At 63.9% G+C, this 22,476-nt stretch carries 26 protein-coding genes; 9 read left to right on the top strand and 17 right to left on the bottom strand.

Annotation, left to right across the window (positions count from 1 at the left end):
* Nucleotides 1-4: 4 nt before the first annotated feature.
* Both L6637_RS22265 and L6637_RS22260 read left to right on the top strand, forming a co-directional pair.
* Nucleotides 5-481 carry a hypothetical protein gene (locus L6637_RS22265; protein ID WP_237864516.1) on the top strand — a complete coding sequence of 159 codons (477 nt, stop codon included), beginning with the start codon at nucleotides 5-7 and terminating at the stop codon, nucleotides 479-481.
* Between the two features lie 93 nt (nucleotides 482-574).
* Nucleotides 575-1,480, top strand: a complete 906-nt coding sequence (locus L6637_RS22260) for a restriction endonuclease (RefSeq protein ID WP_237864517.1) — start codon at nucleotides 575-577, stop codon at nucleotides 1,478-1,480.
* 295 nt (nucleotides 1,481-1,775) lie between these two features.
* Here L6637_RS22260 and L6637_RS22255 read toward each other — a convergent pair whose 3' ends face one another.
* The 4 genes from L6637_RS22255 to L6637_RS22240 all read right to left on the bottom strand — a co-directional run bounded on the left by L6637_RS22255 (nucleotide 1,776) and on the right by L6637_RS22240 (nucleotide 4,670).
* On the bottom strand, nucleotides 1,776-2,663 hold the full coding sequence (locus L6637_RS22255; protein ID WP_237871980.1) for a hypothetical protein: 888 nt from the start codon (nucleotides 2,661-2,663) through the stop codon (nucleotides 1,776-1,778).
* 143 nt (nucleotides 2,664-2,806) lie between these two features.
* Entirely contained in the window at nucleotides 2,807-3,106 is a 300-nt protein-coding gene (locus tag L6637_RS22250; protein WP_237864519.1) for a winged helix-turn-helix domain-containing protein, read from the bottom strand.
* Complete coding sequence (locus L6637_RS22245) at nucleotides 3,106-3,663, bottom strand: hypothetical protein (protein ID WP_237864520.1); 558 nt, start codon at nucleotides 3,661-3,663, stop codon at nucleotides 3,106-3,108. The genes L6637_RS22250 and L6637_RS22245 overlap by 1 nt, the downstream gene beginning before the upstream one ends.
* Entirely contained in the window at nucleotides 3,660-4,670 is a 1,011-nt protein-coding gene (locus L6637_RS22240) for an alpha/beta hydrolase (protein WP_237864521.1), read from the bottom strand. The genes L6637_RS22245 and L6637_RS22240 overlap by 4 nt, the downstream gene beginning before the upstream one ends.
* A gap of 350 nt (nucleotides 4,671-5,020) precedes the next feature.
* Between L6637_RS22240 and xseA the strand changes: the two genes are divergently transcribed.
* A complete protein-coding gene (gene xseA, locus L6637_RS22235; RefSeq protein WP_237864522.1) occupies nucleotides 5,021-6,661 on the top strand; it encodes an exodeoxyribonuclease VII large subunit in 1,641 nt (546 codons plus the stop codon).
* A gap of 144 nt (nucleotides 6,662-6,805) precedes the next feature.
* Here xseA and L6637_RS22230 read toward each other — a convergent pair whose 3' ends face one another.
* Together L6637_RS22230 and L6637_RS22225 are read right to left on the bottom strand one after the other, a co-directional pair.
* Nucleotides 6,806-6,955, bottom strand: a complete 150-nt coding sequence (locus L6637_RS22230) for a hypothetical protein (RefSeq protein ID WP_237864523.1) — start codon at nucleotides 6,953-6,955, stop codon at nucleotides 6,806-6,808.
* A 143-nt stretch (nucleotides 6,956-7,098) separates the two neighbouring features.
* Nucleotides 7,099-7,929 carry a dienelactone hydrolase family protein gene (locus L6637_RS22225; RefSeq protein WP_237864524.1) on the bottom strand — a complete coding sequence of 277 codons (831 nt, stop codon included), beginning with the start codon at nucleotides 7,927-7,929 and terminating at the stop codon, nucleotides 7,099-7,101.
* A 158-nt stretch (nucleotides 7,930-8,087) separates the two neighbouring features.
* Here L6637_RS22225 and L6637_RS22220 point away from each other — a divergent pair, with 158 nt between their 5' ends.
* Nucleotides 8,088-8,315 carry a DUF2093 domain-containing protein gene (locus L6637_RS22220; protein WP_237864525.1) on the top strand — a complete coding sequence of 76 codons (228 nt, stop codon included), beginning with the start codon at nucleotides 8,088-8,090 and terminating at the stop codon, nucleotides 8,313-8,315.
* A gap of 16 nt (nucleotides 8,316-8,331) precedes the next feature.
* On the opposite strand, the gene L6637_RS22215 is transcribed toward L6637_RS22220, so the two are convergent.
* The 7 genes from L6637_RS22215 to L6637_RS22185 all read right to left on the bottom strand — a co-directional run bounded on the left by L6637_RS22215 (nucleotide 8,332) and on the right by L6637_RS22185 (nucleotide 14,321).
* On the bottom strand, nucleotides 8,332-8,634 hold the full coding sequence (locus L6637_RS22215) for a hypothetical protein (RefSeq protein WP_237864526.1): 303 nt from the start codon (nucleotides 8,632-8,634) through the stop codon (nucleotides 8,332-8,334).
* A 136-nt stretch (nucleotides 8,635-8,770) separates the two neighbouring features.
* A complete protein-coding gene (gene lpxK, locus L6637_RS22210; RefSeq protein WP_237864527.1) occupies nucleotides 8,771-9,787 on the bottom strand; it encodes a tetraacyldisaccharide 4'-kinase in 1,017 nt (338 codons plus the stop codon).
* Nucleotides 9,780-11,144: a 3-deoxy-D-manno-octulosonic acid transferase gene (locus tag L6637_RS22205; protein WP_237864528.1), complete on the bottom strand. Its 1,365-nt coding sequence runs from the start codon at nucleotides 11,142-11,144 to the stop codon at nucleotides 9,780-9,782. Before L6637_RS22205 ends, lpxK begins: the two co-directional genes overlap by 8 nt.
* Complete coding sequence (locus L6637_RS22200) at nucleotides 11,107-11,820, bottom strand: lysophospholipid acyltransferase family protein (RefSeq protein ID WP_237864529.1); 714 nt, start codon at nucleotides 11,818-11,820, stop codon at nucleotides 11,107-11,109. Before L6637_RS22200 ends, L6637_RS22205 begins: the two co-directional genes overlap by 38 nt.
* Nucleotides 11,817-12,062 (bottom strand): DUF4170 domain-containing protein, encoded by a 246-nt coding sequence (locus L6637_RS22195; protein WP_237864530.1) that lies wholly within the window; start codon nucleotides 12,060-12,062, stop codon nucleotides 11,817-11,819. The genes L6637_RS22200 and L6637_RS22195 overlap by 4 nt, the downstream gene beginning before the upstream one ends.
* Before the next feature lie 62 nt (nucleotides 12,063-12,124).
* A complete protein-coding gene (locus tag L6637_RS22190; RefSeq protein ID WP_237864531.1) occupies nucleotides 12,125-12,937 on the bottom strand; it encodes a 3'(2'),5'-bisphosphate nucleotidase CysQ in 813 nt (270 codons plus the stop codon).
* On the bottom strand, nucleotides 12,924-14,321 hold the full coding sequence (locus tag L6637_RS22185; RefSeq protein ID WP_237864532.1) for a TldD/PmbA family protein: 1,398 nt from the start codon (nucleotides 14,319-14,321) through the stop codon (nucleotides 12,924-12,926). Before L6637_RS22185 ends, L6637_RS22190 begins: the two co-directional genes overlap by 14 nt.
* Nucleotides 14,322-14,600: 279 nt before the next feature.
* On the opposite strand from L6637_RS22185, the gene L6637_RS22180 reads away from it, so the two are divergent.
* Nucleotides 14,601-15,119, top strand: coding sequence for a DUF6101 family protein (locus L6637_RS22180; RefSeq protein ID WP_237864533.1), 519 nt, complete (start codon nucleotides 14,601-14,603; stop codon nucleotides 15,117-15,119).
* A gap of 119 nt (nucleotides 15,120-15,238) precedes the next feature.
* Here L6637_RS22180 and ubiA read toward each other — a convergent pair whose 3' ends face one another.
* Entirely contained in the window at nucleotides 15,239-16,195 is a 957-nt protein-coding gene (gene ubiA / locus L6637_RS22175) for a 4-hydroxybenzoate octaprenyltransferase (protein WP_237864534.1), read from the bottom strand.
* Between the two features lie 141 nt (nucleotides 16,196-16,336).
* The gene (locus L6637_RS22170; protein WP_237864535.1) at nucleotides 16,337-16,996 is read right to left on the bottom strand and encodes a hypothetical protein; all 660 of its coding nucleotides are present in this window, start codon (nucleotides 16,994-16,996) and stop codon (nucleotides 16,337-16,339) included.
* Between the two features lie 210 nt (nucleotides 16,997-17,206).
* Between L6637_RS22170 and L6637_RS22165 the strand changes: the two genes are divergently transcribed.
* Nucleotides 17,207-17,953 (top strand): 16S rRNA (uracil(1498)-N(3))-methyltransferase, encoded by a 747-nt coding sequence (locus L6637_RS22165; protein WP_237864536.1) that lies wholly within the window; start codon nucleotides 17,207-17,209, stop codon nucleotides 17,951-17,953.
* 29 nt (nucleotides 17,954-17,982) lie between these two features.
* Here L6637_RS22165 and L6637_RS22160 read toward each other — a convergent pair whose 3' ends face one another.
* A complete protein-coding gene (locus L6637_RS22160; RefSeq protein ID WP_237864537.1) occupies nucleotides 17,983-18,990 on the bottom strand; it encodes a helix-turn-helix domain-containing protein in 1,008 nt (335 codons plus the stop codon).
* Between the two features lie 10 nt (nucleotides 18,991-19,000).
* Nucleotides 19,001-19,567 carry a hypothetical protein gene (locus tag L6637_RS22155; RefSeq protein ID WP_237864538.1) on the bottom strand — a complete coding sequence of 189 codons (567 nt, stop codon included), beginning with the start codon at nucleotides 19,565-19,567 and terminating at the stop codon, nucleotides 19,001-19,003.
* Between the two features lie 228 nt (nucleotides 19,568-19,795).
* Between L6637_RS22155 and L6637_RS22150 the strand changes: the two genes are divergently transcribed.
* The 3 genes from L6637_RS22150 to hisG all read left to right on the top strand — a co-directional run bounded on the left by L6637_RS22150 (nucleotide 19,796) and on the right by hisG (nucleotide 22,397).
* Nucleotides 19,796-19,993 carry a hypothetical protein gene (locus L6637_RS22150; protein WP_237864539.1) on the top strand — a complete coding sequence of 66 codons (198 nt, stop codon included), beginning with the start codon at nucleotides 19,796-19,798 and terminating at the stop codon, nucleotides 19,991-19,993.
* 274 nt (nucleotides 19,994-20,267) lie between these two features.
* A complete protein-coding gene (locus L6637_RS22145) occupies nucleotides 20,268-21,419 on the top strand; it encodes an ATP phosphoribosyltransferase regulatory subunit (RefSeq protein ID WP_237864540.1) in 1,152 nt (383 codons plus the stop codon).
* 3 nt (nucleotides 21,420-21,422) lie between these two features.
* Complete coding sequence (gene hisG, locus L6637_RS22140; protein WP_237864541.1) at nucleotides 21,423-22,397, top strand: ATP phosphoribosyltransferase; 975 nt, start codon at nucleotides 21,423-21,425, stop codon at nucleotides 22,395-22,397.
* Nucleotides 22,398-22,476: the final 79 nt, after the last annotated feature.

Genomic DNA, 22,476 nt, shown 5'->3' with positions numbered 1-22,476 from the left:
ACTCATGGAAGTCACCATCGGCAGTAGCGATTTGACGGACTACGCTCGGCAGCGGATTGCGCTCGCCCTCTATGCAAAGGGTCAAAGTTTCCTTGGCGCGTCTATTTTGCTGCAAGACCATGGGGGCGACGAATATGTGGTGCTCCACCTAGTCTGCCAAGGTACCGAAATCATCGCGAAGGCGCTGCTGTTGCTGCTCGACTACAAGAAGTACGACAAGGTGATCAGGGGATACGGGCACGACCTGGAAGGCGTCGCACTGGCGGCTCTAAAGGTCTTTGGCCTCCAACCCATGCGCCCGGCGCTTGCGCAGGAAGTGAAGGCACTGAATGTTTTTTATAAGGGAAACCTTCTCAGATATAACGGTCTTCCCGACATCTTTATCGATCCAAAGACAATCGACCGGCAGCGGCTGTTGAGGAGAACCACGGCTGTCGTTCGGCTTGCAAACCGAGAAATAGCAAAGTTGGCGCAGCCTTAGAGGGTTGCTCCGTTTAGTGCACTGTCACCGTAATCCGAGGACCATGACCGTGCCTCCGCGCCGGAGCTATGATGGATCGGAGAGGAGCCGGAAATGGCGCAACGCTCAAAATACGACGAATTGCACGATCGCTACCACGCGATCTTGAGTACGAAGGCTGGCACCCGCTACGAAATGCTGGCGGCCATGGTCTTCAAAAGTCTTGAAGACAAAAACACGGTTATTCATCACTTGCAGTTGACGGGGGACTCAGACGTCCCGCACCAGATTGACGTGTCGATCGAGAAAAACGGAAAGGCCTGGCGGGTCATCATCGAGTGCAAGGATTTTGACATATCGGGAGATAAGGTGGGCCTCGATATTGTTCGAAACTTTCGTTCAGTCGTCGAGGATACAAACGCCGATGAAGCCATTATTGTCACATGCACAGGCTATACGCGCGACGCCCAGAAATACGCCAAGGCGAAAAATATCAAGCTTGCGGTTCTGCGCGGAGCCGAAGAGCGCGACATGGAAGGCCGCATTAAGACAGTCGTCGTCAATCTCCATATCCAGAGCGCGAAGAACCACAGCATGACTATGAACATGTCCGAGGCGAACAGGGACCTGTTTGCTGCGGAATGCCTGCGAGTAGGAATTACCGGAGGAATTCACATCATGCACCCGGTCTTCCTCGTTCGCGGCGCCGAACGTCACCAATTCACGTCGTTCATGTCAGATAAGGTCAATAGCAGCCCGGCACAGAAACTTCCGTCAGGCCTTTACGAAGTGAGGACATTGCCCGACGGATGGTCTTTGCAAGTCGAGAGCGGGCCTCTCATCCAGTTTGATCTGATTTCAACGACCTATGAAATGGGTGTGCAGACCATCGAATTAAACATTACCTCGGACCGTATTGCAGAAATGATCCTAGCTGGCGTCGGCGACCACGATATTCTGATATTCGACGACCAATTGCAGCAGCGTAAAATTGACGCGGAGACGGGCGAAATTCTTTGAAGTATCGTTAGTACGTATCACGTGCTTTGCGTGCCACGCCGTCGCTATCTCAGCCGCGTTGGCGCAGGCCGCGCTCCAATTCACTATGCAAATGACCCGATCACAGCCGACAGGGCGCTGAGAAATATCGACGCGCCCGTCTATTGCGCCGCAATTTTATTGAGGCGGGCAGACTCGTTTGCCCCCAAACCAGACCGGCAATTTCCCCCATGTGAGCAAGCTCGTAGCAACCATTAAACGGTGGTTGCTACGAGCTGTCACACCAATCGATTTGCCGTTCTGAGCGCGCGCCTGCTCATTTCTGAGCCTTCCTCTGCTCAATCCGCGAATTGCAGCTATCGATCCAAGCCTTGAAATCATCTTTGGCGGTCTTCAGAGCTGGTATGTCGGGATAGGCAAGGTCCATCAATCGCGATGTTATAGCTGGATTCTTTGCCTCATCCGCCGTGCTCGTTGCCCACTGCATCCTGCCATGAATGGCGGAGACAACCTGCTGAAACCTATAGATCGGAGTTTCGACAACATCCGCACTGTTCATATTTGGCGCACCTAAGGCCGCCAGCAGTTCGGATTGGTAGTAGCGATTTTTGGGAATGAACTCGCGATAAAGAACATTCTCCATCAAGTGCAGGGCACTCGAAATCTCTTGGAGTCCGTCGCGCATGTCGAAGACGGTTTTTTGATTCAGATTCAATTGGGGGATGGGGCTGAATCCGGTTAGGAGCTTCTCTGAGACTGCGATGACCTCTGGGCCCCTGCTGTTCAAAATCACTGATAGACCTTGAAGCGCCTCTTCTTCCTTTTGTGTTAGTGGTTGGCTGGGTGTCAGCGGCGGCTGTTCCGGTGCCGACTGCTGCTTCGCTACATGCAATTGGCTCTTGTCAACGGTCGCCGAACCTTGACTAGCGAGCATGTAAATGCCTGTTGCCAGATTAGCGGCCCCGATAGCTATGAAAACGAAAGCCAAACGTTGCCTCCCCTCGGGTTTGGTCAGGCCTTCAAAGACCTTCCAATAGATTGCGACCCCGAGGGAGATGAAACAACCTATGAGGGCTCCGCCAGCTTGGACGAAGTGCCCCTCCACTGCTCGCTCGACTGCCACTAGCAGCAAAATCCAGGGAGCGTTGCCCAGAACAAGATTGAGGGCATCCTCCCATGTTTTCGGCACAGCAGAATCAGACATAACCACCCACGAGGGGCGAAGACTGCCCTATTCACTGGATAGCCTCCCCTACTTGTAGGGTAGGGCGAAGACCTCCATCCCTCAAGAGGGGGATCATTCCACAAGGGGAGAGTGTGAAGCAGCCTACCGAATGACGACCGCCCCTACGCCTGCTTCCCCGCAATGATCTCCTGCAAGGTCGCCACATGCCGCGCAAACGCGCCGCGGCCCGCCGCTGTGGCCGTCACCGTCGTCTGCGGCTTCTTGCCCACAAAAGCCTTCTCCACCGAGACGTAGCCGGCCTTGGCGAGGGTCTCGATATGCGCGCCGAGATTGCCGTCGGTGGCGCCGGTGAGTTTTTTCAGGCGGGCGAATTCCAGGCCTGACGCCACAGGCAATGCGTTCAGGGCCGCCATGATCTTCAGCCGCAGCGGCTGATGGATGATGTCGTCGAGCTCGGCCATCAGATCCGCCGCATCCAGAGGCCGCCGAGGATCAGGCCGCCGCCGTTGACGAAGGCCATCCAGAGCGGGAAGGCCTCGCCGATGTAGAAGAAGCCGATCAGCGTCAGCGCGATGATACCGAGGCCGATGGCGACGAACGCATAGCCGAACCAGAGGCCGGCGAGCGTGTAGAACAACATGAAGTAGATCGGCCAGAAGGCGCCGAGCTCGCGCGGGCCGAAATGACCGAGCACATCGGTGCAGATGTTTCCGAACGCGAAGAACAGCGCGAACACCAGCACGATCCTGACGTCGAAGGCTTGGCTTTGGCCCTGGATTTGCGACGGCGTCAGCAATCGGATGGCGATCAGGCCGCCGACACCGAGGATGTCGACGGCGGGCCAGGCGTAGCGCGCGTAGAACGGCCACGCCCAAGTCACCAGATTGCCGGCGAAGACCAGAACGCCCCACCACAGCGCCGCAAGGCTGGCCAGCTCATAGAGCTGCGACTGCTTCACGCGCTGGACGATGTCGTCGATCTCGGCCAGCGCGGCGGACGCCTCCTTGCTGTCGATCATGACTGGCCCGCTCCCCGCGTTGCCACGTCCTCGGCAATCGCATTGACGGCCTTCGGGTTGGTGACCATGCCCATGTGGTTGACGCCGTCGATGATCTTGACATCGATATCAGGCCTGATGGCCTGCACGACTTCCGCATATTTGGCCGAGATCATCATCTCGTCCTCGCCGCCGCCGAAGATCGTCATCGGATGCGTCACCGCAGGCAGATCGAGACGATAGCCGTGCGTGGCGAAATTGCGCATCAGGCGGTCGGAATAGGTCGCGGTGAGAATGCGCTCCGAATTCGCAGGCACCGCGAAGGCGAGTACCGGAAGCTGCGAGCAGCAGTCGATGCCGAGCTTGCGGAGCGCCGTGAGACCGAGGAAGCGCGGGATGTCGGCATTGGCCCAGCCGCCGGAATGCGCGACATTGGTCGGCGCGTCATAGCCGAGATAGGGCGCGACCAAGACGGTGCGGACGAACAGATCCTGGATGATCGGCGTCGCGGCGATGCGGAGCGAGAAGCCGGCGCCTGCGGAATGGCCGACCAGCGTCAGCGGCAGATCCGGCGCACTTTTGCGGACATGGGCGACGAAATCGACGAGGTCGTCCTCGAGCTGGCCGACATAGCCGATGTCGCCGCGCGTGCCCGAAGCACCGTGGCCGCGCGTATCCAGTGCCCAGGTCTCGACGCCGTGCGCGGCGAACGCCGCGGTCAGCGCGTGATTGACCGTGGCGGAGGAGCCGGACGAGCCATGGATGAAGATGGCACCGCGACCGGTGTCCGCGCCCTTCGCCTGATAATGGCGGTAGCCGAGCCAGGTGCCGTCGCGGGCCTGGAAACGCTCCAGCGGCGGCAGCGTGGACCAGTCGATGCCCTTGGCGGAATCCGAGACTGAGCGCATCTCCGCGGGCCGCTGCAGCGGCGTCGCGATCAGGGCGGTCAGGATCAGCGCCACGGCGCCGACTGCGCACAGACCCCATTTGAGCAAGCCCAGCACCCCTCGCAGCAGACGCGTTGCCATGGTCGAACTCCCTGACCAGATCATCGTTAGAGAACTCTATAATACAGAGTACTCTTCTATACGACCCCCCAAATCGGGATTTCGAAGCGCACCCAGAGCTCGGATCACCTCTCCCGCAGGGAGAGGTCGGATCGCATCGCAAGATGCGATCCGGGTGAGGGGATCTGGTCTCACTGGGCGCCGCGCCCCCTCACCCGGATTGCACTGGACGATGCTTCGCATCGCCAGGAGCAATCTGACCTCTCCCCGCTGGGGAGAGGTGAACCACGGACAGCCGACCGAATCTCATTTCGTCGCGCTTTGGATGGCGCTAGCCGGCGAAAATCCTTAACGTCGAGACTGATCCCAAAATGCCGAATCGTTTGCCGATGCCGCCTGCGGAACAACTTCACAACGCACCCGAATTCACCGTTTCCGAGCTGTCCCAGTCCCTGAAGCGGACGGTCGAGGACACCTATGGCCATGTCCGGGTCCGCGGCGAGATCTCCGGCTTTCGCGGCGCCCATTCCTCCGGCCATTGCTATTTCGCGCTCAAGGACGAGAGCGCCAAGATCGAGGCGGTGATCTGGAAGGGCGTGCACGGCCGCATGCGCTTCAAGCCCCAGGAGGGGCTTGAGGTGATCGCGACGGGCAAGCTCACGACCTATCCGGGCTCGTCGAAATACCAGATCGTCATCGAGGCGCTGGAGCCGGCCGGCATCGGCGCGCTGATGGCGCTGATGGAAGAGCGCAAGAAGAAGCTCGCCGCCGAAGGCCTGTTCGACGAGGCGCGCAAGCAGCTCTTGCCCTGGCTGCCCGAGGTGATCGGCGTGGTGACCTCGCCGACCGGCGCGGTGATCCGCGACATCCTGCATCGGCTGGAGGACCGCTTCCCCCGCCACGTGCTGGTGTGGCCGGTGAAGGTGCAGGGCGAGGGCTCGGCCGAGCAGGTCGCGGCCGCGATCCGCGGCTTCAACGCGCTGCCCGAGGGCGGCAAGATTCCGCGGCCCGACGTGCTGATCGTCGCGCGCGGCGGCGGCTCGCTGGAGGATCTCTGGTCGTTCAACGAGGAGATCGTGGTGCGCGCGGCGGCCGAGAGCATGATCCCGCTGATCTCGGCGGTGGGACACGAGACCGACATCACGCTGATCGACTTCGTCGCCGACAAGCGCGCGCCGACGCCGACGGCGGCCGCCGAGATGGCCGTGCCGGTGCGCAGCGAATTGTTCGTCGAGGTCGCCGATCTCGGACGCCGGACCCACGCCTATTGGATGCGCGCCCATGAGAGCCGCCGCAACGAATTGCGCGCGGCCGCACGCGCGCTGCCGTCGGCTGGCGATCTGCTGGCGATTCCGCGGCAGCGGCTGGATTCGGCAGGCAGCGCCCTGCCCCGCGGGCTGAAGGCCAATACGCATGCGCATTTCCGCAGGTTCACGGCGGCGAGCTCGAAGCTGACGCTGCGGGTGCTGCACGGCCAGATCGCGCAGGCCGGGCACCGGCTCACCGTGTGCGGCGAGCGGCTCGGCCTGTCCGCGCGCTCGCTGCTGCGACGGCGGCGCGACCGCTTCGCCGGGCTCGAGGTGCGCCTGCGTGCCTCAAAACTCTCCAACGCGCAGGCGCAGCGCAACGCGATTCTCCGCCAGCGCGAGCGCACGCAGCGGCTTTCCGAGCGCGCGGGCCGCGCGCTGGTGACGTTGCTGCAGCGGCTCGATGCCCGCGTCGAGAACAGCGGCAAGCTGCTCTCCGCCCTCTCCTATCGCGGCGTGCTCGCCCGCGGCTTTGCGCTGGTGCGCGATGATTCAGGCCATCCCCTGCATTCGGCCGACAGCGTCGGACCGAATGCGCGGATCGCGATCGAGTTCGCGGATGGACGCGTGGGCGCGACGGCGGATGCGGACCGCGCCGAGCCGATGGCCAAGCGTGCGCCGGCGCAGCCGAAGCCGGCCGCGCCGGAGACAAAGGCTGCACCGAAGCGCGTGGCCAAGCCGGTGGATCAGGGCAGTTTGTTCTGAGGCGTCTTCTGTCATTCCCCGCGAAAGCGGGGAATCCAGTACGCCGCGGCTTCTCGGTGACTCACTGACGTCTCGGAGTACTGGATCGCCCGGTCAAGCCGGGCGATGACAGCCATGGTGTGGAGACAGTCCGTCGTCCCTGCCCTACCGGCAGGACAGTCCCGCGTCCATCGTGGTCCAGAAGCCGCAATGATCCGGCGCGAGTTGGGGCGAGCCGGCCTGGGCTTCGAACAGGAAGACCGCGACGGTGAAGATGGCCAGTGCGGATGAGAAGATGAGGATGCGGTTGCGCATGACAGATGCGTTTAGCCGACATCATGGTCGAACTAAGGCACCGCCGCAGAATGAAACCCGCCTTCGCTCCGTCGAGCTGCGGCGTGGCAAGCCCGCCCATCCGCCTCTACCGAGCTAAGGCGCGGCGAGCCGGCTCATTCGCGCTATCGCGACAGCCACGCCGCGACTTCCTTCTGCGACTCGTTACGCGCCTCGGAATCGGTGCCGAGATGGCCGTGCTCGGGAACGGCGGCGTCAGAGCTGCCGCTTGTTGCGTGCAGCGGCGTGTTGGCGCGGTCGAAATCGTGATAGGCGCCGGGATAGACCACGATGCGCGCGAGCGCGCTGCGGCCGTGCGCGCCGTCCACCATCTGGCGACAGGCCGGCGGCGAGGAGACGTCGTCATTGGCGCCGATCAGCACCAGCGTCGGCACCCGCGTGCTCCAGCCGAGACCGGCGGAGATCCGGCAATCCGGATAGAACGCGATCGCGGCGCGGAAATCCGGGCCCGCATCGCGCGCCGCGCTTTGCGGACGCACCGCCCAGAGCAGCGCGCTGGCGCCATTGGCCCAGCCGATCAGGCTGACGCGGTCGCGGGCCACCCAGTTCTGCTTCATCAGCCAGGCGCGCGACGCCGCGATGTCGGTGACGCGCTCGCGCCGCGCCTTGACGTGGATGTCCTTGACGCGACATTGCGGGCCGAGCTCGCGTGAACCGTAACTATCCGGCAGCAGCACGGCATTGCCTGTCTTGAGCAGGCGCTCGGCCCAGTCGCGATAGCGCGGCTGGACGGAATCGGAATGACTGCCGAGGCCGCCGCAGCCGTGCAGTGCGATCACGGTCGGGAATGGGCCCGCCCCCTCCGGCTTGAACAGCTGCGCATGCAGGACGCCTGACGACAGCGGAATTTCGACGGCCTGCGGCGCAGGCGCCGGCGCGGCGTGCGCGGCCGACATCAGCAGTGCCAGGAACAGGGCGGAAGTTACGGGGCGCATCGGATTCCGTCGCAGGAGGTGCCGCACAGCCTCAAGCACTATCACGCGCAAACGGTTGCAAAACATCACAAACCGGTGGGTTTAACGGGCGGACAAGCCACCCTATCTATGCTACATCTGGTCCAACACATCGTGCCCTTCCACGGAGACTTTCGACCGTGCTGAACAAGTTCGGCCCCTCGGGCCATGGCGAAGCCCAGGTGCAATATCTCGACGGCGATTTCCGCGTGATCTCGCCGGGGACGTTCGTGCGCTGCGCCATCACCGACACGCGGATCCCGCTCGACGAATTGAAGTATTGGAGCGTGGATTTGCAGGAAGCCTACGCCACGCCAGCCGCCGTGCTGCAGCGGCATTTTCCGAACGCGCCGAAGCCGCAGAATTGAGGCCTCCGGCGCGCGTCTATTGCTGCTCCGCGCCATCCGTGCCCACGCAGGTCTTGATCGCGCTCTTGCGCGCCTCGCCGACCAGCTTCTGATCGATCGCCTGCTTCAGGCAATCGAGCCGCGCCTGCGCCATGCAGAGCTGCATCTGGTCGCGCTTGTCCTGGCCCTGCAAATTCTGCGTCGAGCCGAGGCAACCCACGCGCTTGGTCGCAGGAACCGGCACCGCGGCGCCTGGAGCCGCGGGAGCCGTCGTCGTTTGCGCCGACGCGACAGACAGGCACACAAGGCTGGCGGCAACGGCGGCAAAGGGCAGTTTCATCGGTGTCTCCAGGATCGAATGAGATCGATAGAGAGTTGGCGATGAATGTCGGCTGAATAGCACCACCTGTTTCCGATCGCGACAGATCGTGGGCACGGCGCAAGAGCGCCTTTGCCCACTCTACGAGAGCAGCATCTTATCGCTGGCTGAAGCGGCGCTCGCGAGCCTTGTAGAGATGGTCGCTGATCAATTGCTTCAACTTGGCCGGATCGTCGAATTCGAGCGCTACCTTGAACGGCACGATGCCATCGGGCACGCCCTCGGTGCCACGCAGGCGCGCGAGATCCTTTTCCGTCGTCACCAGGGTGAGCTGCTCGCGCTGCGCCTCAGTTGCGAGCGCGGCGAGTTCGAGCTGCGAGAACATGTGATGATCGGCAAAGGGGCGCGTGCGCGCGACCTCGATGCCGCTGGCACGCAGGGTGCGGAAGAAACGCTCGGGATCGCCGATGCCGGCGAAGGCGAGAACCTTTTTGCCGAAGAGTTGCGCGACCGAGGCCGCATCCGGCTTCAGGCGAGCGCGCAGCTCGGGCTTGTTGCGCTTGGCGAGCTCGGCCGCGACATCGTTGGCGGCGCGGCCGTCGCCGATCATCACCAGCGCATCGGTACGCGAAAGCTGCGCCCGCAGCGGCGCGCGCAGCGGACCTGCGGGAAACACCTTGCCGTTGCCGAGGCCGCGCTCGCTGTCGATCACGATCAGCGAGGCGTCCTTCAGCAGTTTTGGATTCTGGAAGCCGTCGTCCATCAGGATCACGGTGGCGCCTTGCGATTTCGCCAGCACGACGCCTTCGAGACGATCGCGTGCGACCGCGACGGGTACGTCGCGGACCATCATCAAGGGCTCGTCGCCGACGTCAGTGGCGGTGTGACGTTCGCGGTCGACCATGACAGGCCCCTTCAGGCGCCCGCCATAGCCGCGGCTGAGCACCACAGGGGTTTCGCCGAGCTCGCGCAGCAACTTCGTCAGCGCCAGCACGGTCGGCGTCTTGCCGGCGCCGCCGACATGGTAATTGCCGACGCAGAGCACGGGGATGCCGGCGTCAAAGCCCTGGCGCGCCATGCGGCGCGCGGTGATGGCGCCATAGAGTGCGCCCAATGGGCCGAGGAGATGCGACTTCGGGGAACGCGGCCGGTACCAGAAGGCCGGCTCACGCATTGGCGGCTCCCATCTCGATCCGCAACTGCATCAGATACGGCTCGAGTGCCGTCATGGTGCGATCGAGCGCGCCGCCGAGCTCCTCGACCACGCCAGCACCCGCGCGCTGCATCTTGTCGCGCACGCTGGGCTCGGCCAGCAACAGGCCGAGCTGCTTCGTCAGCGCCTCCTGCGTGTCGGCCTGGCGCGCGCCGCCGCTTTGATCGAGCGCCGCGTAGACATCGGCGAAATTGAACACATGCGGGCCATGGACGATGGCCGCCCCCAGCTTGATCGCCTCGATCGGATTCTGCCCGCCGTGGCGGATCAACGATCCGCCCATGAAAACAACAGGCGAGAGGCGATAGAACAGGCCGAGCTCGCCCATGGTGTCGGCGACATAGACATCGGTGGCGGCCGCCAGCTGCTCGTCGCGCGAGCGCAGCGCCGGCTTCAGACCCGACGCCGTGATCATGCCAGAGATCGACGAGCCGCGATCCGGATGCCGCGGCACGATCACGGTGAGGAGCTGCGGGAAGATGCCGACGAGGCTGCGATGCGCCGCGACCAGCATCTCGTCCTCGCCCGGGTGGGTCGAGGCCGCGACGATGATCGGCCGGCCGCGCGTCATCGTCATCAGCCGTTCGAGCTTGACGGGATCGGCCGGCGGCGCCGGCACGTCGAGCTTGAGATTGCCCGTGGTGACCACGTCGCGGCCGCCGAGCGCGGAGAAGCGTTCGGCATCGGTCCTCGACTGCGCGAGGCAGATATCGAAGCGCGACAGCAGCGCCGAGATGGTGCCGTACATCCGCCGCCAGCGCGGGAAGGAGCGCGGCGACATCCGCCCGTTGATCAGCACCATCGGCACCCGGCGCGCCGCGCCCGCCAGGATCAGGTTCGGCCACAGATCGGATTCGATGAACAGCGCCAGCGACGGCTTCCAATGGTCGAGGAAGCGCGCGACGTAGCGCGGAGAATCATACGGCACGTATTGATGGATGACGTCGGGCGGAAAGCGTTTTGCGACGACCGCGGCCGAGGTGACCGTGCCTGAGGTGAGCAGGATGCGCAAATTGAGATCGCGCAGGCGCTCGATCAGCGCCGCCGCAGCCAGCACCTCGCCGACGCTGGCGCCGTGGATCCAAACCAGCGGGCCGTGCGGTCGCACATCCCGGCTGAGCCCCCGCCGCTCGCCGACGCGCGCGGGATCCTCCTTGCCCTGCTTCAGCCGCCGCTTGATCAGTGCAGGCGCGAGCGGCACGAGGCTCGTCGCCAGGCGCCGATACATCCGCAGCGTCATCGGCAGGGACTTCGGGACCGCATGGGGATGGGGCAGCGAGCTAGCCATCTGCAGGCCCCTTGCGCCCGAGCTGCGCATAGGCGCGGCGTGTGGCTTCGTTCAACGTGTCTTCCAGCTCCTGCCGCAGCTCTTCCATCTTCGCTGCGTCGGCGTCTGCGGGAACGTGGATTTCCTTGATGCCGACCAGAGCGCCCCGGCCGAACGGCAGGTTGATGGTGGTGCGGTCCCAGTTCTTGAGCCTGATAAAGCGGCTGGTCGCCATCGCAAAAGGCATGATCGGCCGCCCCGATTCCCGCGCGAGCATGATGATGCCGAGGCCGGCCACGCGCGAACGCTTGGGCACATCGGCGGTCAACGCGACATTACAACCGTCTTGAAGCGTGTACACCATTTCCCTGAAGGCGCCGACACCACCCTTGCGGTGGAACGCGCCGCCGTGATCCCCGGACCCCCTGATGGTGCCGATGCCGAGCCGCTCGGCGGCAACCGCGTTGAACTCGCCGTCGCGGTGGCGGGAGATCAGCACCTTGGCCCGGTAAGAGTCCTTGTTCTTGATGAAGGGGGTGAGGAAATGCTGACCGTGCCAGAACGCGAAGATCGCCGGCATGTGCGGCTCGACGAGCTCATAGACGTCAGGCGGATCGAACGTGAACCTGTTGGTCCGCCAGACCAGACGCAGATATTCGGCCGCCAGGACCCCGACGGCACGCTGAAACCAGCTGCTTCGCAGCGTATTGCGAAGCAGTTTTTTCAACGCGCCTTCGTTTCTTCGTTCGGGTCGAGCAACCGGTGCAGGTGGACGATGAAATAGCGCATCTGCGCGTTGTCGACCGTGCTCTGCGCCTTGGCGCGCCAGGCGACATGGGCGGACGCATAGTTCGGATAGAGGCCGACGATCTCGACGTCGTCCAGGTTCTTGAAGGTGTTGTGCTCGAGGTCGAGCAGCTCGCCGCCGATGACGAGGTGAAGCAGTTGTTGCGGGGCACTATCTGACATGAGTTCGGTTCCTAACAGGCTGCCCGGCAAAGCAGTGGTCGACAAGCACGCCGACGGGCGCTTCAGGGCAAGGGACGATTGCGAAAATGCGCGACAATGCTCGCATGACGATCGCGTCCCGCTGCCACCAGCACCCCGTGCGTCACTTCCCGGCGATTATAGAGGATGGGATCTCCAGAGAGGTCGCTCATCCTACCATCCGCTTCCTGCACGATCAAATCGGCGGCCGCAAGATCCCAATCATGGCTATTGCCGCCCGCAAAAGCCGCATCCAGGGAGCCATTGGCGACCCGGCACAGCCGCAGCGCGAGCGAGCCGATTCGCGGGTGCAGCTTGATGTCGCCGTCTTTCATATTGAGTCGCTCGACCATCGGCTTGGGGCCGGCCATGCGGGCGAAGTCGAGCAAGGACCCGGGCGTCGCCCGGACCTGATGGCCATTCAGCGTGGTGCCCTGGCCGCGAACCGCGAAAAAGAATTCGTTCGTGGTCGGCGCGTAGACCGCGGCCAGCACCGGCGCTGAAACCTCGACCAGCGCGACGCTGACGCACCATTCGTCATGGCCATTGAGGTAGTTGCGGGTGCCGTCGATGGGATCGACCACCCAGGTCAGCCGCCGTGACAGCCGCGCCTGATCATCAGCGCTCTCCTCCGACAGCCAGCCATAGTCGGGCGTGGCACCGCGCAGGCGCGCTTCGAGCAGATCGTTGACGGCGATGTCGGCTTCCGAGACCGGCGAGGATGCGCCCTTGATCCACTTCTTCAGCTCGGTGCGGAACATCGACCGCGCGAGGCTCCCCGCCTCGCGCACCGTGTCTTGCAGCAGCGCTGCGTCACGCGTCAGAATGGTTGCGTCGGGAAAGTCAGCGTCCGCCAAGCGTCAGTCCTTCGATGCGCACCGTCGGCGCATTGATGCCGTAGCGGAACTCGAGATTGTTGGCCGGCTGCATCGACTTGAAGATCTCGAACAGATGGCCGGCGATCGTCACCTCGCTGACGGGATAGGTGAGCTCGCCGTTCTCGATCCAGAAGCCGGAGGCGCCGCGGCTGTAATCGCCGGTGACGCCGTTGACGCCGGAGCCGATCAGATCAGTGACGTAAAAGCCTTGGCTGATGTCGGAGATGAGCTCGGCCGGCGTCGGCGTGCCGGCTTCGAGATGCAGATTATACGGCCCGGGCGACGGCGAGGACGAGACGCCGCGATGGGCGTGGCCTGTGGTGGTGAGGCCGAGTTCGCGCGCGGTTGCGCAATCGAGCAGCCAGGTCGTCAGCACGCCTTCGTCGACCAGCGCGATCCGCTTCACCGCGACGCCTTCGGCATCGAAGGTCTGCGAGCGCAGGCCGCGCTTGCGCAGGGGATCGTCGATGATGCGGATGTTGTTCGAAAACAGCTGTTGGCCGAGCTTGTCCTTCAGGAAGCTGGTCTTGCGCGCGATCGAGGCGCCGTTGATGGCTCCAACGACATGGCCGACCAGCGAGCCGGCAACGCGCGGGTCGAACACCACGGGCACCTTGCAGGTCTCGACCTTGCGCGGATTGTAGCGTGCCACGGTGCGCTCGCCGGCGGAGCGGCCGACGGCTTCCGGCGACAACAGATCGGCAGCGTGCGGCGCCGAAGTGAAATCGTAGTCGCGCTCCATGCCGGTGCCTTCGCCGACGATCGCGGTCGCCGAGATGCCCTGGCTCGAACGCAAGTAAGAGCCGTGGAAGCCGGTCGAGGTGACCAGCACCATGCCGCCCATGCCTGATGACGCCGAAGCGCCGCCGGATTTCGACACGCCCTTCACCGCAAGCGCAGCCGCCTCTGCTTCGAGCGCGCGGCGCTCCAGCTCTGAAGTCGCGGGCACATCGGGATCGAGCAGATCGAGATCGGGGAAGTCGCGCGCCAGCAGTGCCGGATCAGCGAGGCCGACGAATTTGTCGTCGGGCGCGACGCGCGCCATCGCCACCGCGCGTTCCGCAAGCTTGGTGACGGCATCGCCGCTGGCGTCATTGGTGGAGACAACGGCCTGACGCTGGCCGACGAGCACGCGCAGGCCCACATCGTCGCCCTCGGACCGCTCGGATTCCTCGACGCGGCCGTCGCGCACCTCGACGCCTTGCGAGATGCCGCGCACCGCGACCGCATCGGCCGCATCGGCGCCGGCGCGCTTCGCCGCCTCGACCAGGCGTTGCGCCAGATCCGACAGCGCGGATTGGTCAAACAGGTCGCGATTGGCTTTGGAGGACAACGTCGAGCTTGCGGATGGTGAAGAGTTCACGAACGAAATCCTGTTGGGGCGCGGGAGGTTTCGGGGCGATCTTAGGCCCTGAACACCAGATGTGCCCAAATGGTGCGGACTTCAAGCACTTTCAGCCCGAAGAAGGCTCAGATTCGCTGCTCTTACGCAACGTCTCGTCAATCATGCGCGCCAAGGTCTTGTCAATCATGGCGGGCGGTGAGGTTGGATTAACCAGCCTTTTTAAGCGGTTTCGGAACGGCCTGCGCTAACGTCCTCGCATCGACCGGGAACATAATCCTGGCGGGGAGAACGAAAGCCGTGAGGCGTCAAACAGCAACATGCGGGGCCAACCCCGCCGGGTCGAGCCGCTCTCTGCGGCTCGACCCTCTTTCCCTTCCGGTCCGCTTCGATGCGCATGATCCGCGCGCCGACGGCTACACCAGGCAGATCGAGCTTCATCGCGAGCGTGTCGTGCTGCGCCGTGCCGTGCGCGGCATGCAGATGGCGATCAACGTCCGCGTCAGCGACTTCACCGGGCTCGCACTGCGCGGCAATGACGAGGCACAGACCCTCGTCCTCGTGCACCGCGATCCCTCGCTCTCCGTTCCGCTGCTGGTCAGTACCGACGGCGACGAACTCACAGAAGCCTGGGCGATCTGGAGCGAGATCTTCGCGCTGCCGCAGCTCGACGAAGGCGCCCGCAAGCCGGCACCGCGCCGCCGCCGCGCCAACGCGATCCGCGCCCGCCGTCCGAAATTCCTGATGCGCCGCCGCACCGCCACGGCGCGCGAACTGCCGGTCCACCGCGAGGAACGCGAGATCATCGCGCGGAACTGAGCGGCAATCACAGGTGCAGTAGGGTGGGCAAAGCGAAAGCGTGCCCACCTTTTCCATCTAAATCATTGAGAGATCATGGGCACGGCGCAAGGGCGCGTTTGCCCACCCTACGACACCACCTACGCCGCCCGCATCACCGCGTCGACCAGTAATCCCGCAAACAGTAAAAGCCCTGCATCGCGGTTCGACTTGAACAGGCGCTTGCACAGTTCCGGGTCTTCGATCCTCAAACGCATGATCTGCGAGGCCAGGTGCCCGGCGAAGGCCGCAAGGCCAAGCCAGGCTGGCCAGCGCACATCGCCTGACGCCAGCGCAACGCCGATCAGCACTACGGCAAGTCCATAGAACAGGATCAGCGCCTGGTGTGTATGCGCGCCGAACAGGCGCGCAGTGGATTTGACCCCGATCAGCGCGTCGTCCTCGGAGTCTTGATGCGCATAGATGGTGTCATAGCCGATCACCCAGGCGATCGACCCTGCATAGAGCACCAGCGCAGTGAGGTCGATGCGTCCGAAGATGACGGCAAAGCCCATCAACGCGCCCCAGGAGAAGGCAAGACCGAGGAAGACCTGCGGCCACCAGGTGACACGCTTCATGAAAGGATAGATGGCGACGACCACGAGCGAGGCGATGCCGGTCGCCACCGCAAAGCGGTTGAACTGGAGCAGCACAACGAGGCCGATCAGCGCTTGCGCGATCATGAAGGCCAGCGCTTGCTTCACGCTGATCTGCCCCGCGGGCAGCGGCCGCGAGCGGGTGCGCTCGACCTTGGCATCCAGGTCGCGGTCGGTGATGTCGTTCCAGGTACAGCCCGCCCCGCGCATCACGAAGGCGCCGATGAAGAACAGGACGATGGTGAGCGGCAGGCGGCTCGTGTCATGCGCCATGCCACTCGCGAGCGCGACCGACCACCAGCACGGCATCAGCAAAAGCCAGGACCCGATCGGGCGATCGAAGCGGGAGACGCGCAAGTAAGGCCGCGCCCATTGTGGCGCGAGCGTATCGACCCAGTTGCCGGTGGAATCGGCAACGCGGGCGGATGTGCTAGTGCCCAGTTTTCGAAGTTCGTATTCCATCGCGGCGTATTCCGGTACGAACTTCGAAAACTACAAGGGCACTAGCAAGAAATTTTAATTCACGTGCCGCTTATCGATTTGAAGTTCCTATGAGGATCTCGCGGCATGCACCGTAGGAACTTCAAATCGGCGGCACGTGTATCATCGGGTGAGGACGTTGCCGTTGAGCGTGTCGAAGGTGCTGCCGCCCTTCTTGCTGGCATTGGCTTCCGGCGCCGCGCCCGTGCCCACCACCTCGCTCAGCGACGGACCGGCCGGACCGCGCGGCCCGTTCGCCATCTGCTGCGCGACGTTGCAGACCTTGGTCTGCATGGACTCGGTGTTCTTGTGACCTTCCTTCATCTGCGCGGCGACGGTCGGCGGGATTCCGCATTTGGCGGCATGAGTCTCGATGTATTTGATCATCTTGAGCTCGGCCTGGCCGAAGCCCCTGATCAGCTTGCAGGCCTCGTCAGGCGGGGCATGGCGATCGCTCGCGGCCTTGATCATCTTGCCGCGCTTCTCGGCGTCCTCGCGCAGCGGCACGAAGGCCTTCATGCACTCCTCGCCGGGACCGGCCTGGGTCGGCGGAGCGGCGCTGAAGGCGCCTGCGCCGCCAATAGGAGCTGCACCATTGACCGGGAACGAGGCCTGTGGCGCGGCGCCGACGGAGGCGACCGGCGCCCGGCCGTTCACGGGTGGAAATGCGGGATCGGCCGCGGATTGATTGGGCAGCGGGGCCGGGAACCCCTGGGCATAAGCGCCCGCGGCGCCCATGACGACCATGGCGGCAGTGATCGGAACCATCAAACGACGGATCATCAAGAGTGTCTCTCCGGCAGGAGCTACGGGGTTCAGGCGTCTTCCCAATTGAAGCGCGACCAGCGTGCTGGCGTTTTTACGATTCCCGCCAGCGCTTAACAACCCGTCGAATAGGGCAATAGCGCGGCGCGCCGACGCACCAATCCGGCGATATTTACCCCCCAATCTACGGCTTTCGGTTAAGAACGGCCACAAACCGGACCTGAGCGAATGCCCTCCCACGATTTTCGCGGCCCCCGCCTGTTCGTTGACGCCGCCCTGGCCCAGGACGCCAGGGTTCCGCTCGACCGCGACCAGAGCAATTATCTCGGCAATGTGCTGCGGCTTGCCGCTGGAGCCGAGGTTTTCGCCTTCAACGGCCGCGATGGCGAATGGCAGGCCGCGATCGAGGGCCGCAAGCGACCCGATAGCCTCATCATCCTCCAGCAGGTCCGCCCCCAGGACCGGCTGCCCGACCTCGCCTATGTCTTCGCCCCGCTCAAGCACGCCAGGCTCGACTATATGGTGCAGAAGGCCATCGAGATGGGCGCCGCCAGGCTTCAACCGGTCCTGACCCGGTTCACCCAGGCCTCCCGGGTCAACACCGAGCGGATGCGCGCCAACGTCGTCGAGGCCGCGGAGCAATGCGGCATTTTGAGCATCGCCGCGGTTGCCGAACCGGTGCCGCTGGAGCGGTATCTCGGTCAGCGCCCTGCCGGCCGCCTGCTCATCTTCTGCGACGAGGCGGCGGAGGTCCAAAGCCCTATCCAAAGCCTGCAAGGCGCAAGCGAGGCGGGCCAAGGTATCGACGTGCTGATCGGCCCGGAGGGCGGCTTTGCCGAGGAAGAGCGTGCCCTGCTGCTGAGGCAGCCGAAAATCCTGCGGCTGGCCCTGGGCCCGCGAATCATGCGGGCCGATACGGCCGCAGTGGCGGCGCTGGCACTGGTCCAGGCCGTGCTGGGCGATTGGGGCAGCTAGGTCGTCACGCCGGGCGAACGATCATGGCCCTAGCCATGCTCGCGCAGCGATCGATGCAGAGTTTCGGATGGCAACTCTCCGAACGCCGCCCTGTAGCTCGCGGCGAACTCGCTCAAATGCCAGAAGCCGTGCGCAATGGCGCAGGCCTTCACGCTGCGCCGTGCCGGGCCGGTGCGCAGCTGCCGGCGCACCGACCAGAGGCGCAAGACCCTGGAATAGCGATGCGGGCTCATGCCGCAGATAGCCTGCGTCGCACTCTGGAGAGTCCGGACCGACACGCCCACCCGCTCCGCCATTTCGGTGGTCTTGTGCCAGATCGTCAGATCGTGCCGGATCAAGCTTTCCATCTCGGCGACGATCCGCAGATAGGTCGACGTCGTGGCGTGGGCCGAACGGCTGTCCACGCTGGTTGCGATGGCAGCGTTCATCACGCTGAGCAGCGATTGTTCGACGGCCGCTCGCGACTCCGGCTCGTTCAGCAAGTCCGGATCGTTGGCCGCAGTTTCAAGCGTCGCGGAAATCTGGCCGCGCAGGGACGCTAGCATGTCCGATGCCGGGCTCAGCAAATGATAACCATCCAGGCGAGACCAGGGCTCGCACGCCGGCGGCGTGAAGTAGATGACACCGATCAGACGGCCGACCGGCTCATGGACCAGGCAGTCGGAGGCGCCCTTCAGAACGACGATGGAGCTGCCGATTGACTGCCCATTGATGCGCGTCGAGGTCACCTGGTCCATCGGCACCACCACGGCCGCGGCGTGTGCCAATTGATACCCGCGAATGATCCGCGGGAAGGTCTTCACCAGCGACAGGCTCAGATTCGGCAGGCTGAGCCGCGCACGCATGATCGCAGTCGAGCCTGATGATAACGGCATGCTCGACGCGCCGGCATATTTCTCACTGTCGCCGAAATGATCGATGTCGTAGGTCTGCAGCTCGAGCGCCGAGGACGGCTTGAGTCCCTGGAACGACAACAAGCGTTCCGCCGCACTCTTGTTCGCGCCGTCGCGGGTGATGTTGAGAAGGCTTTGATCCATATCCCGTCGCTTACTTCGCTTCCTTCGCCGCGACCGCGAATTTGGCTGCACTCAGATCATCCGGTCCGTTGATGCCGGCGCGCTTGAGATCGCGAAGCAATTTTGTGAGCAGCAGCATATTGGTCTTCTGCAGTTCGTGGTTGTTGCCGAACTTGAATGCGTTCTGCTCGGTCACGATCAGTCCGGCCTTGGTCTCGGCGAGAATCTTCCGCCGCTTCAGTCCCGCTACGCGGCGGCGAACCGTCTCCAGCGGCAGGCTCAGGAAACGGGAGAGCGCCGCTCGCGACACGCCCTGCTTGATCGCGTCCGGCTCGACCGTGTGAATGCTCGAAAACTTCTCGTCCAGCGACGGATCGTTCATCACACTGATGACGTTCGCATTGAGAATCGCATGAACAATCAGAAGGTCCATCGGATCGAATTCTTCGTAGTTCCGGAACATCTCGCTGATCGAAAACAGCATGTAGGCCAGCGTATGCCGCGAGACCGTCCGGATGACATCAGAAGCATTGGGCATGAATCGAAAACCAGCATTCATGTTGTAGACGAAGGCAGCCGCGATCGTACCATCAGGCATACCCAGATTGAGTATGTGACAACTTGCCAAGTATTCTCAATCTCTCATTGTGACTGACAGTGACGTTGCGGATGGATGAGACGCGCGTCGGACGATGTTCCGATCGACATCGCGGCTGCGAGACGGCGGTCAGGTCGATGGCTGCTGTGACTTCGATGCACGACAGCATCCAACTCTTTCGATGATGCCTGCTCCGTTCAGCCGGCGGCCCGACAGGAATGAATGGCCATGGACGACGATGTTTGGGAGCGCCAGGCACTAGGTCTGATCAAAGCCTTTCGCGGCATCACGGACGCGCGCAAGAGGCAGAGAATTCTCGATCTGGCAGAGCAACTCGCCGATGGCGCGATCTCCGACGCCCCAGAAGCTGGCGTGCACGAAGCATCGATTGTGGAAGAGCGCGGAGACTGCCCTGGCTGTGAGTGAAGCAAGGCTGCTCCGGCCACTCTGACGAGGCTGCAAAGGCCGATTTAGGTATAATAATACCTTCCTCGCGAATCGCCCTCCGGCTTCGTGAGCCCAGCAGGGAATCCAGCCTGGGCCGCCTGGGCCGTCCCAAAGTCGTTAAGCGATTGATCCTTTGGAGGTCGAAACCGTTTTCCGACCATGCTAAGGGCTGCGCCAATTCCTCTGCCTTTCCTTGGCCTCTCTTTGGCCTCCCCTTGCCTGCCCGGCTCTCCCGGGATGATGGACCCCTGTTATGACCGCGACTGCCACCTCAAATGCTGCCGGCTCCGCCGCCTGGGCGGACACGCTGCTGCTGTCGTTCGCGCAGGCCGGCTATGTCAGGGCCGAGCCCGCCATTCTGCAGCCGGCCGAGCCATTCCTGGACCTGTCGGGCGAGGACATCCGCAAGAGCCTCTATCTGACGACGGACCTGTCCGGCGAAGAGCTCTGCCTGCGCCCCGACCTGACCATCCCCGTGGCGCGCGACTACCTCGCATCCAGCCGCGCCGGCCAGCCGGCCGGGTTCAGCTATCTGGGTCCCGTGTTCCGCTACCGCAGCGGACAGGCCAGCGAATTCCTTCAGGCCGGAATCGAATCGTTCGGCCGCCAGGATCGCGCTGCCGCCGATGCCGAGACGCTGGCGCTGGCGCTGGAGGCGACCGCCGCTTTCGGCGTGCGCGACGTCGAGGTCCGCACCGGCGACGTCGCGCTGTTCAACGCGCTGCTCGACGCACTCAATCTTTATCCGGTCTGGCGCCGCCGCCTGGTCAAGGACTTCAATCGCAAGATCAGCCTCGATCAGGATCTGGAGCGGCTGGCAGCGGAGACTACCGCGACCCGTAGCGAATATGAGGGCGTGCTGGCGGCGCTCGCCGGCTCCGACCGCAAGGCGGCGCTGGCCTTCGTCACCGACCTGATGTCGATTGCCGGCACCACCAATGTCGGCGGCCGCACCACGGCCGAGATCGCCGACCGCTTCCTCGAGCAATCGACCTTGAAGAGTGGCGCGCTGCCGCGCGAGGCGATCGCCGTGCTGAAGCGCTTTCTGTCGATATCGGGCAATCCGGACGAGGCGGTCGCCGCGCTGCGGGCGCTCACCGCTGAGGCAAGGCTCGATCTGAATGGCGCGATCGACCAGCTCGAGAGCCGGGTCGGCTTCATGGCCGCGCGCGGTATCGACGTGAAGAGCACGCGCTTCTCGACCGCGTTCGGGCGCGGCCTCGACTACTACACGGGGTTTGAATTCGAAGTGCATCACAGGGGTAACGGCACCGAGCCGCTGGTTGCCGGTGGTCGCTATGATGGACTGATGACCCAGCTCGGAGCGGCCGCTCCTATACCGGCGGTCGGCTTCTCGGTCTGGGTGGATGCGCTGACCAGCATCGGCCGCAAGGTGGGAGCTTAAGCCATGAGCGCGCCGTTCGTCCTGGCCGTTCCCTCCAAGGGCCGCCTTCAGGAAAATACCGAAGCCTTCTTCGCCCGCGCCGGCCTCAAGCTGTCGAAGGCCGGCGGCGCCCGCGACTATCGCGGCACGATCGCGGGCCTCGACAATGTCGAGGTCGCCTATCTCTCGGCGAGCGAGATCGCCGCGCAATTGTCGCGCGGCTACGCGCATTTCGGCGTCACCGGAGAAGACCTGGTGCGCGACAACATCGCGGACGCGGAGAAGCGCGTGTCGCTGATCGACGGACTGGGGTTCGGCTATGCCGACGTCGTGGTCGCGGTGCCGCAGGCCTGGATCGACGTCCGCACCATGGCCGATCTCGACGACGTCGCCACCGGCTTCCGCGAGCAGCATCACATGCGGATGCGGGTCGCGACCAAGTTCATCAATCTCACCCGCGCGTTCTTCTCGCAGCGCGGCATCAGCGATTACCGCATCGTCGAAAGCGCGGGCGCGACCGAGGGCGCGCCGGCGGCCGGCAGCGCCGAGCTGATCGTCGACATCACCACGACGGGTGCGACGCTTGCCGCCAACGGCCTGCGGGTGCTCGACGACGGCGTGATCCTGCGCAGCCAGGCCAATCTGGTCGCCTCGAAAGATGCCGACTGGTCGCCGCAAGCCCGCGAGACCGCGCGCATCATCCTCGACCACATCGCGGCCCGGGCGCGCGCCAACAAATACCGCGAGGTCCGGACCCGCTTCCGGCAATGCGACGCCACCCTGCTCGGCGAAGCTCACAGCCGCTTCGGCGTCGAGGCTCCGTTCGGCGGGCCGACCTCGTCGGGCATGCTCACGCTGCACTGCCCACCTGGGCAGATCTATGCGCTGGCGAGCTTCCTGCGCGAACACGGGGCCGAGACCGTCTCGGTGGTCTCGCTCGACTACGTGTTCGATCGGGAAAACCCGCTGTTCGCCAAGCTTGAGACTTTCCTGCGGTAGTGAGCCCAAAGCTCGTTGAGCAGCTCCGTTCAGCGTAGCGACAGCAAGCTGCAGCTATCATATGCTGCCCCGATGATCC

Origin of the sequence: Bradyrhizobium zhengyangense (assembly GCF_022012435.1) — a bacterium.
GTDB lineage: Bacteria > Pseudomonadota > Alphaproteobacteria > Rhizobiales > Xanthobacteraceae > Bradyrhizobium > Bradyrhizobium zhengyangense.
Note: the sequence above shows the minus strand (reverse complement) of the source record. Positions and strands in the feature narration are given on the sequence as shown.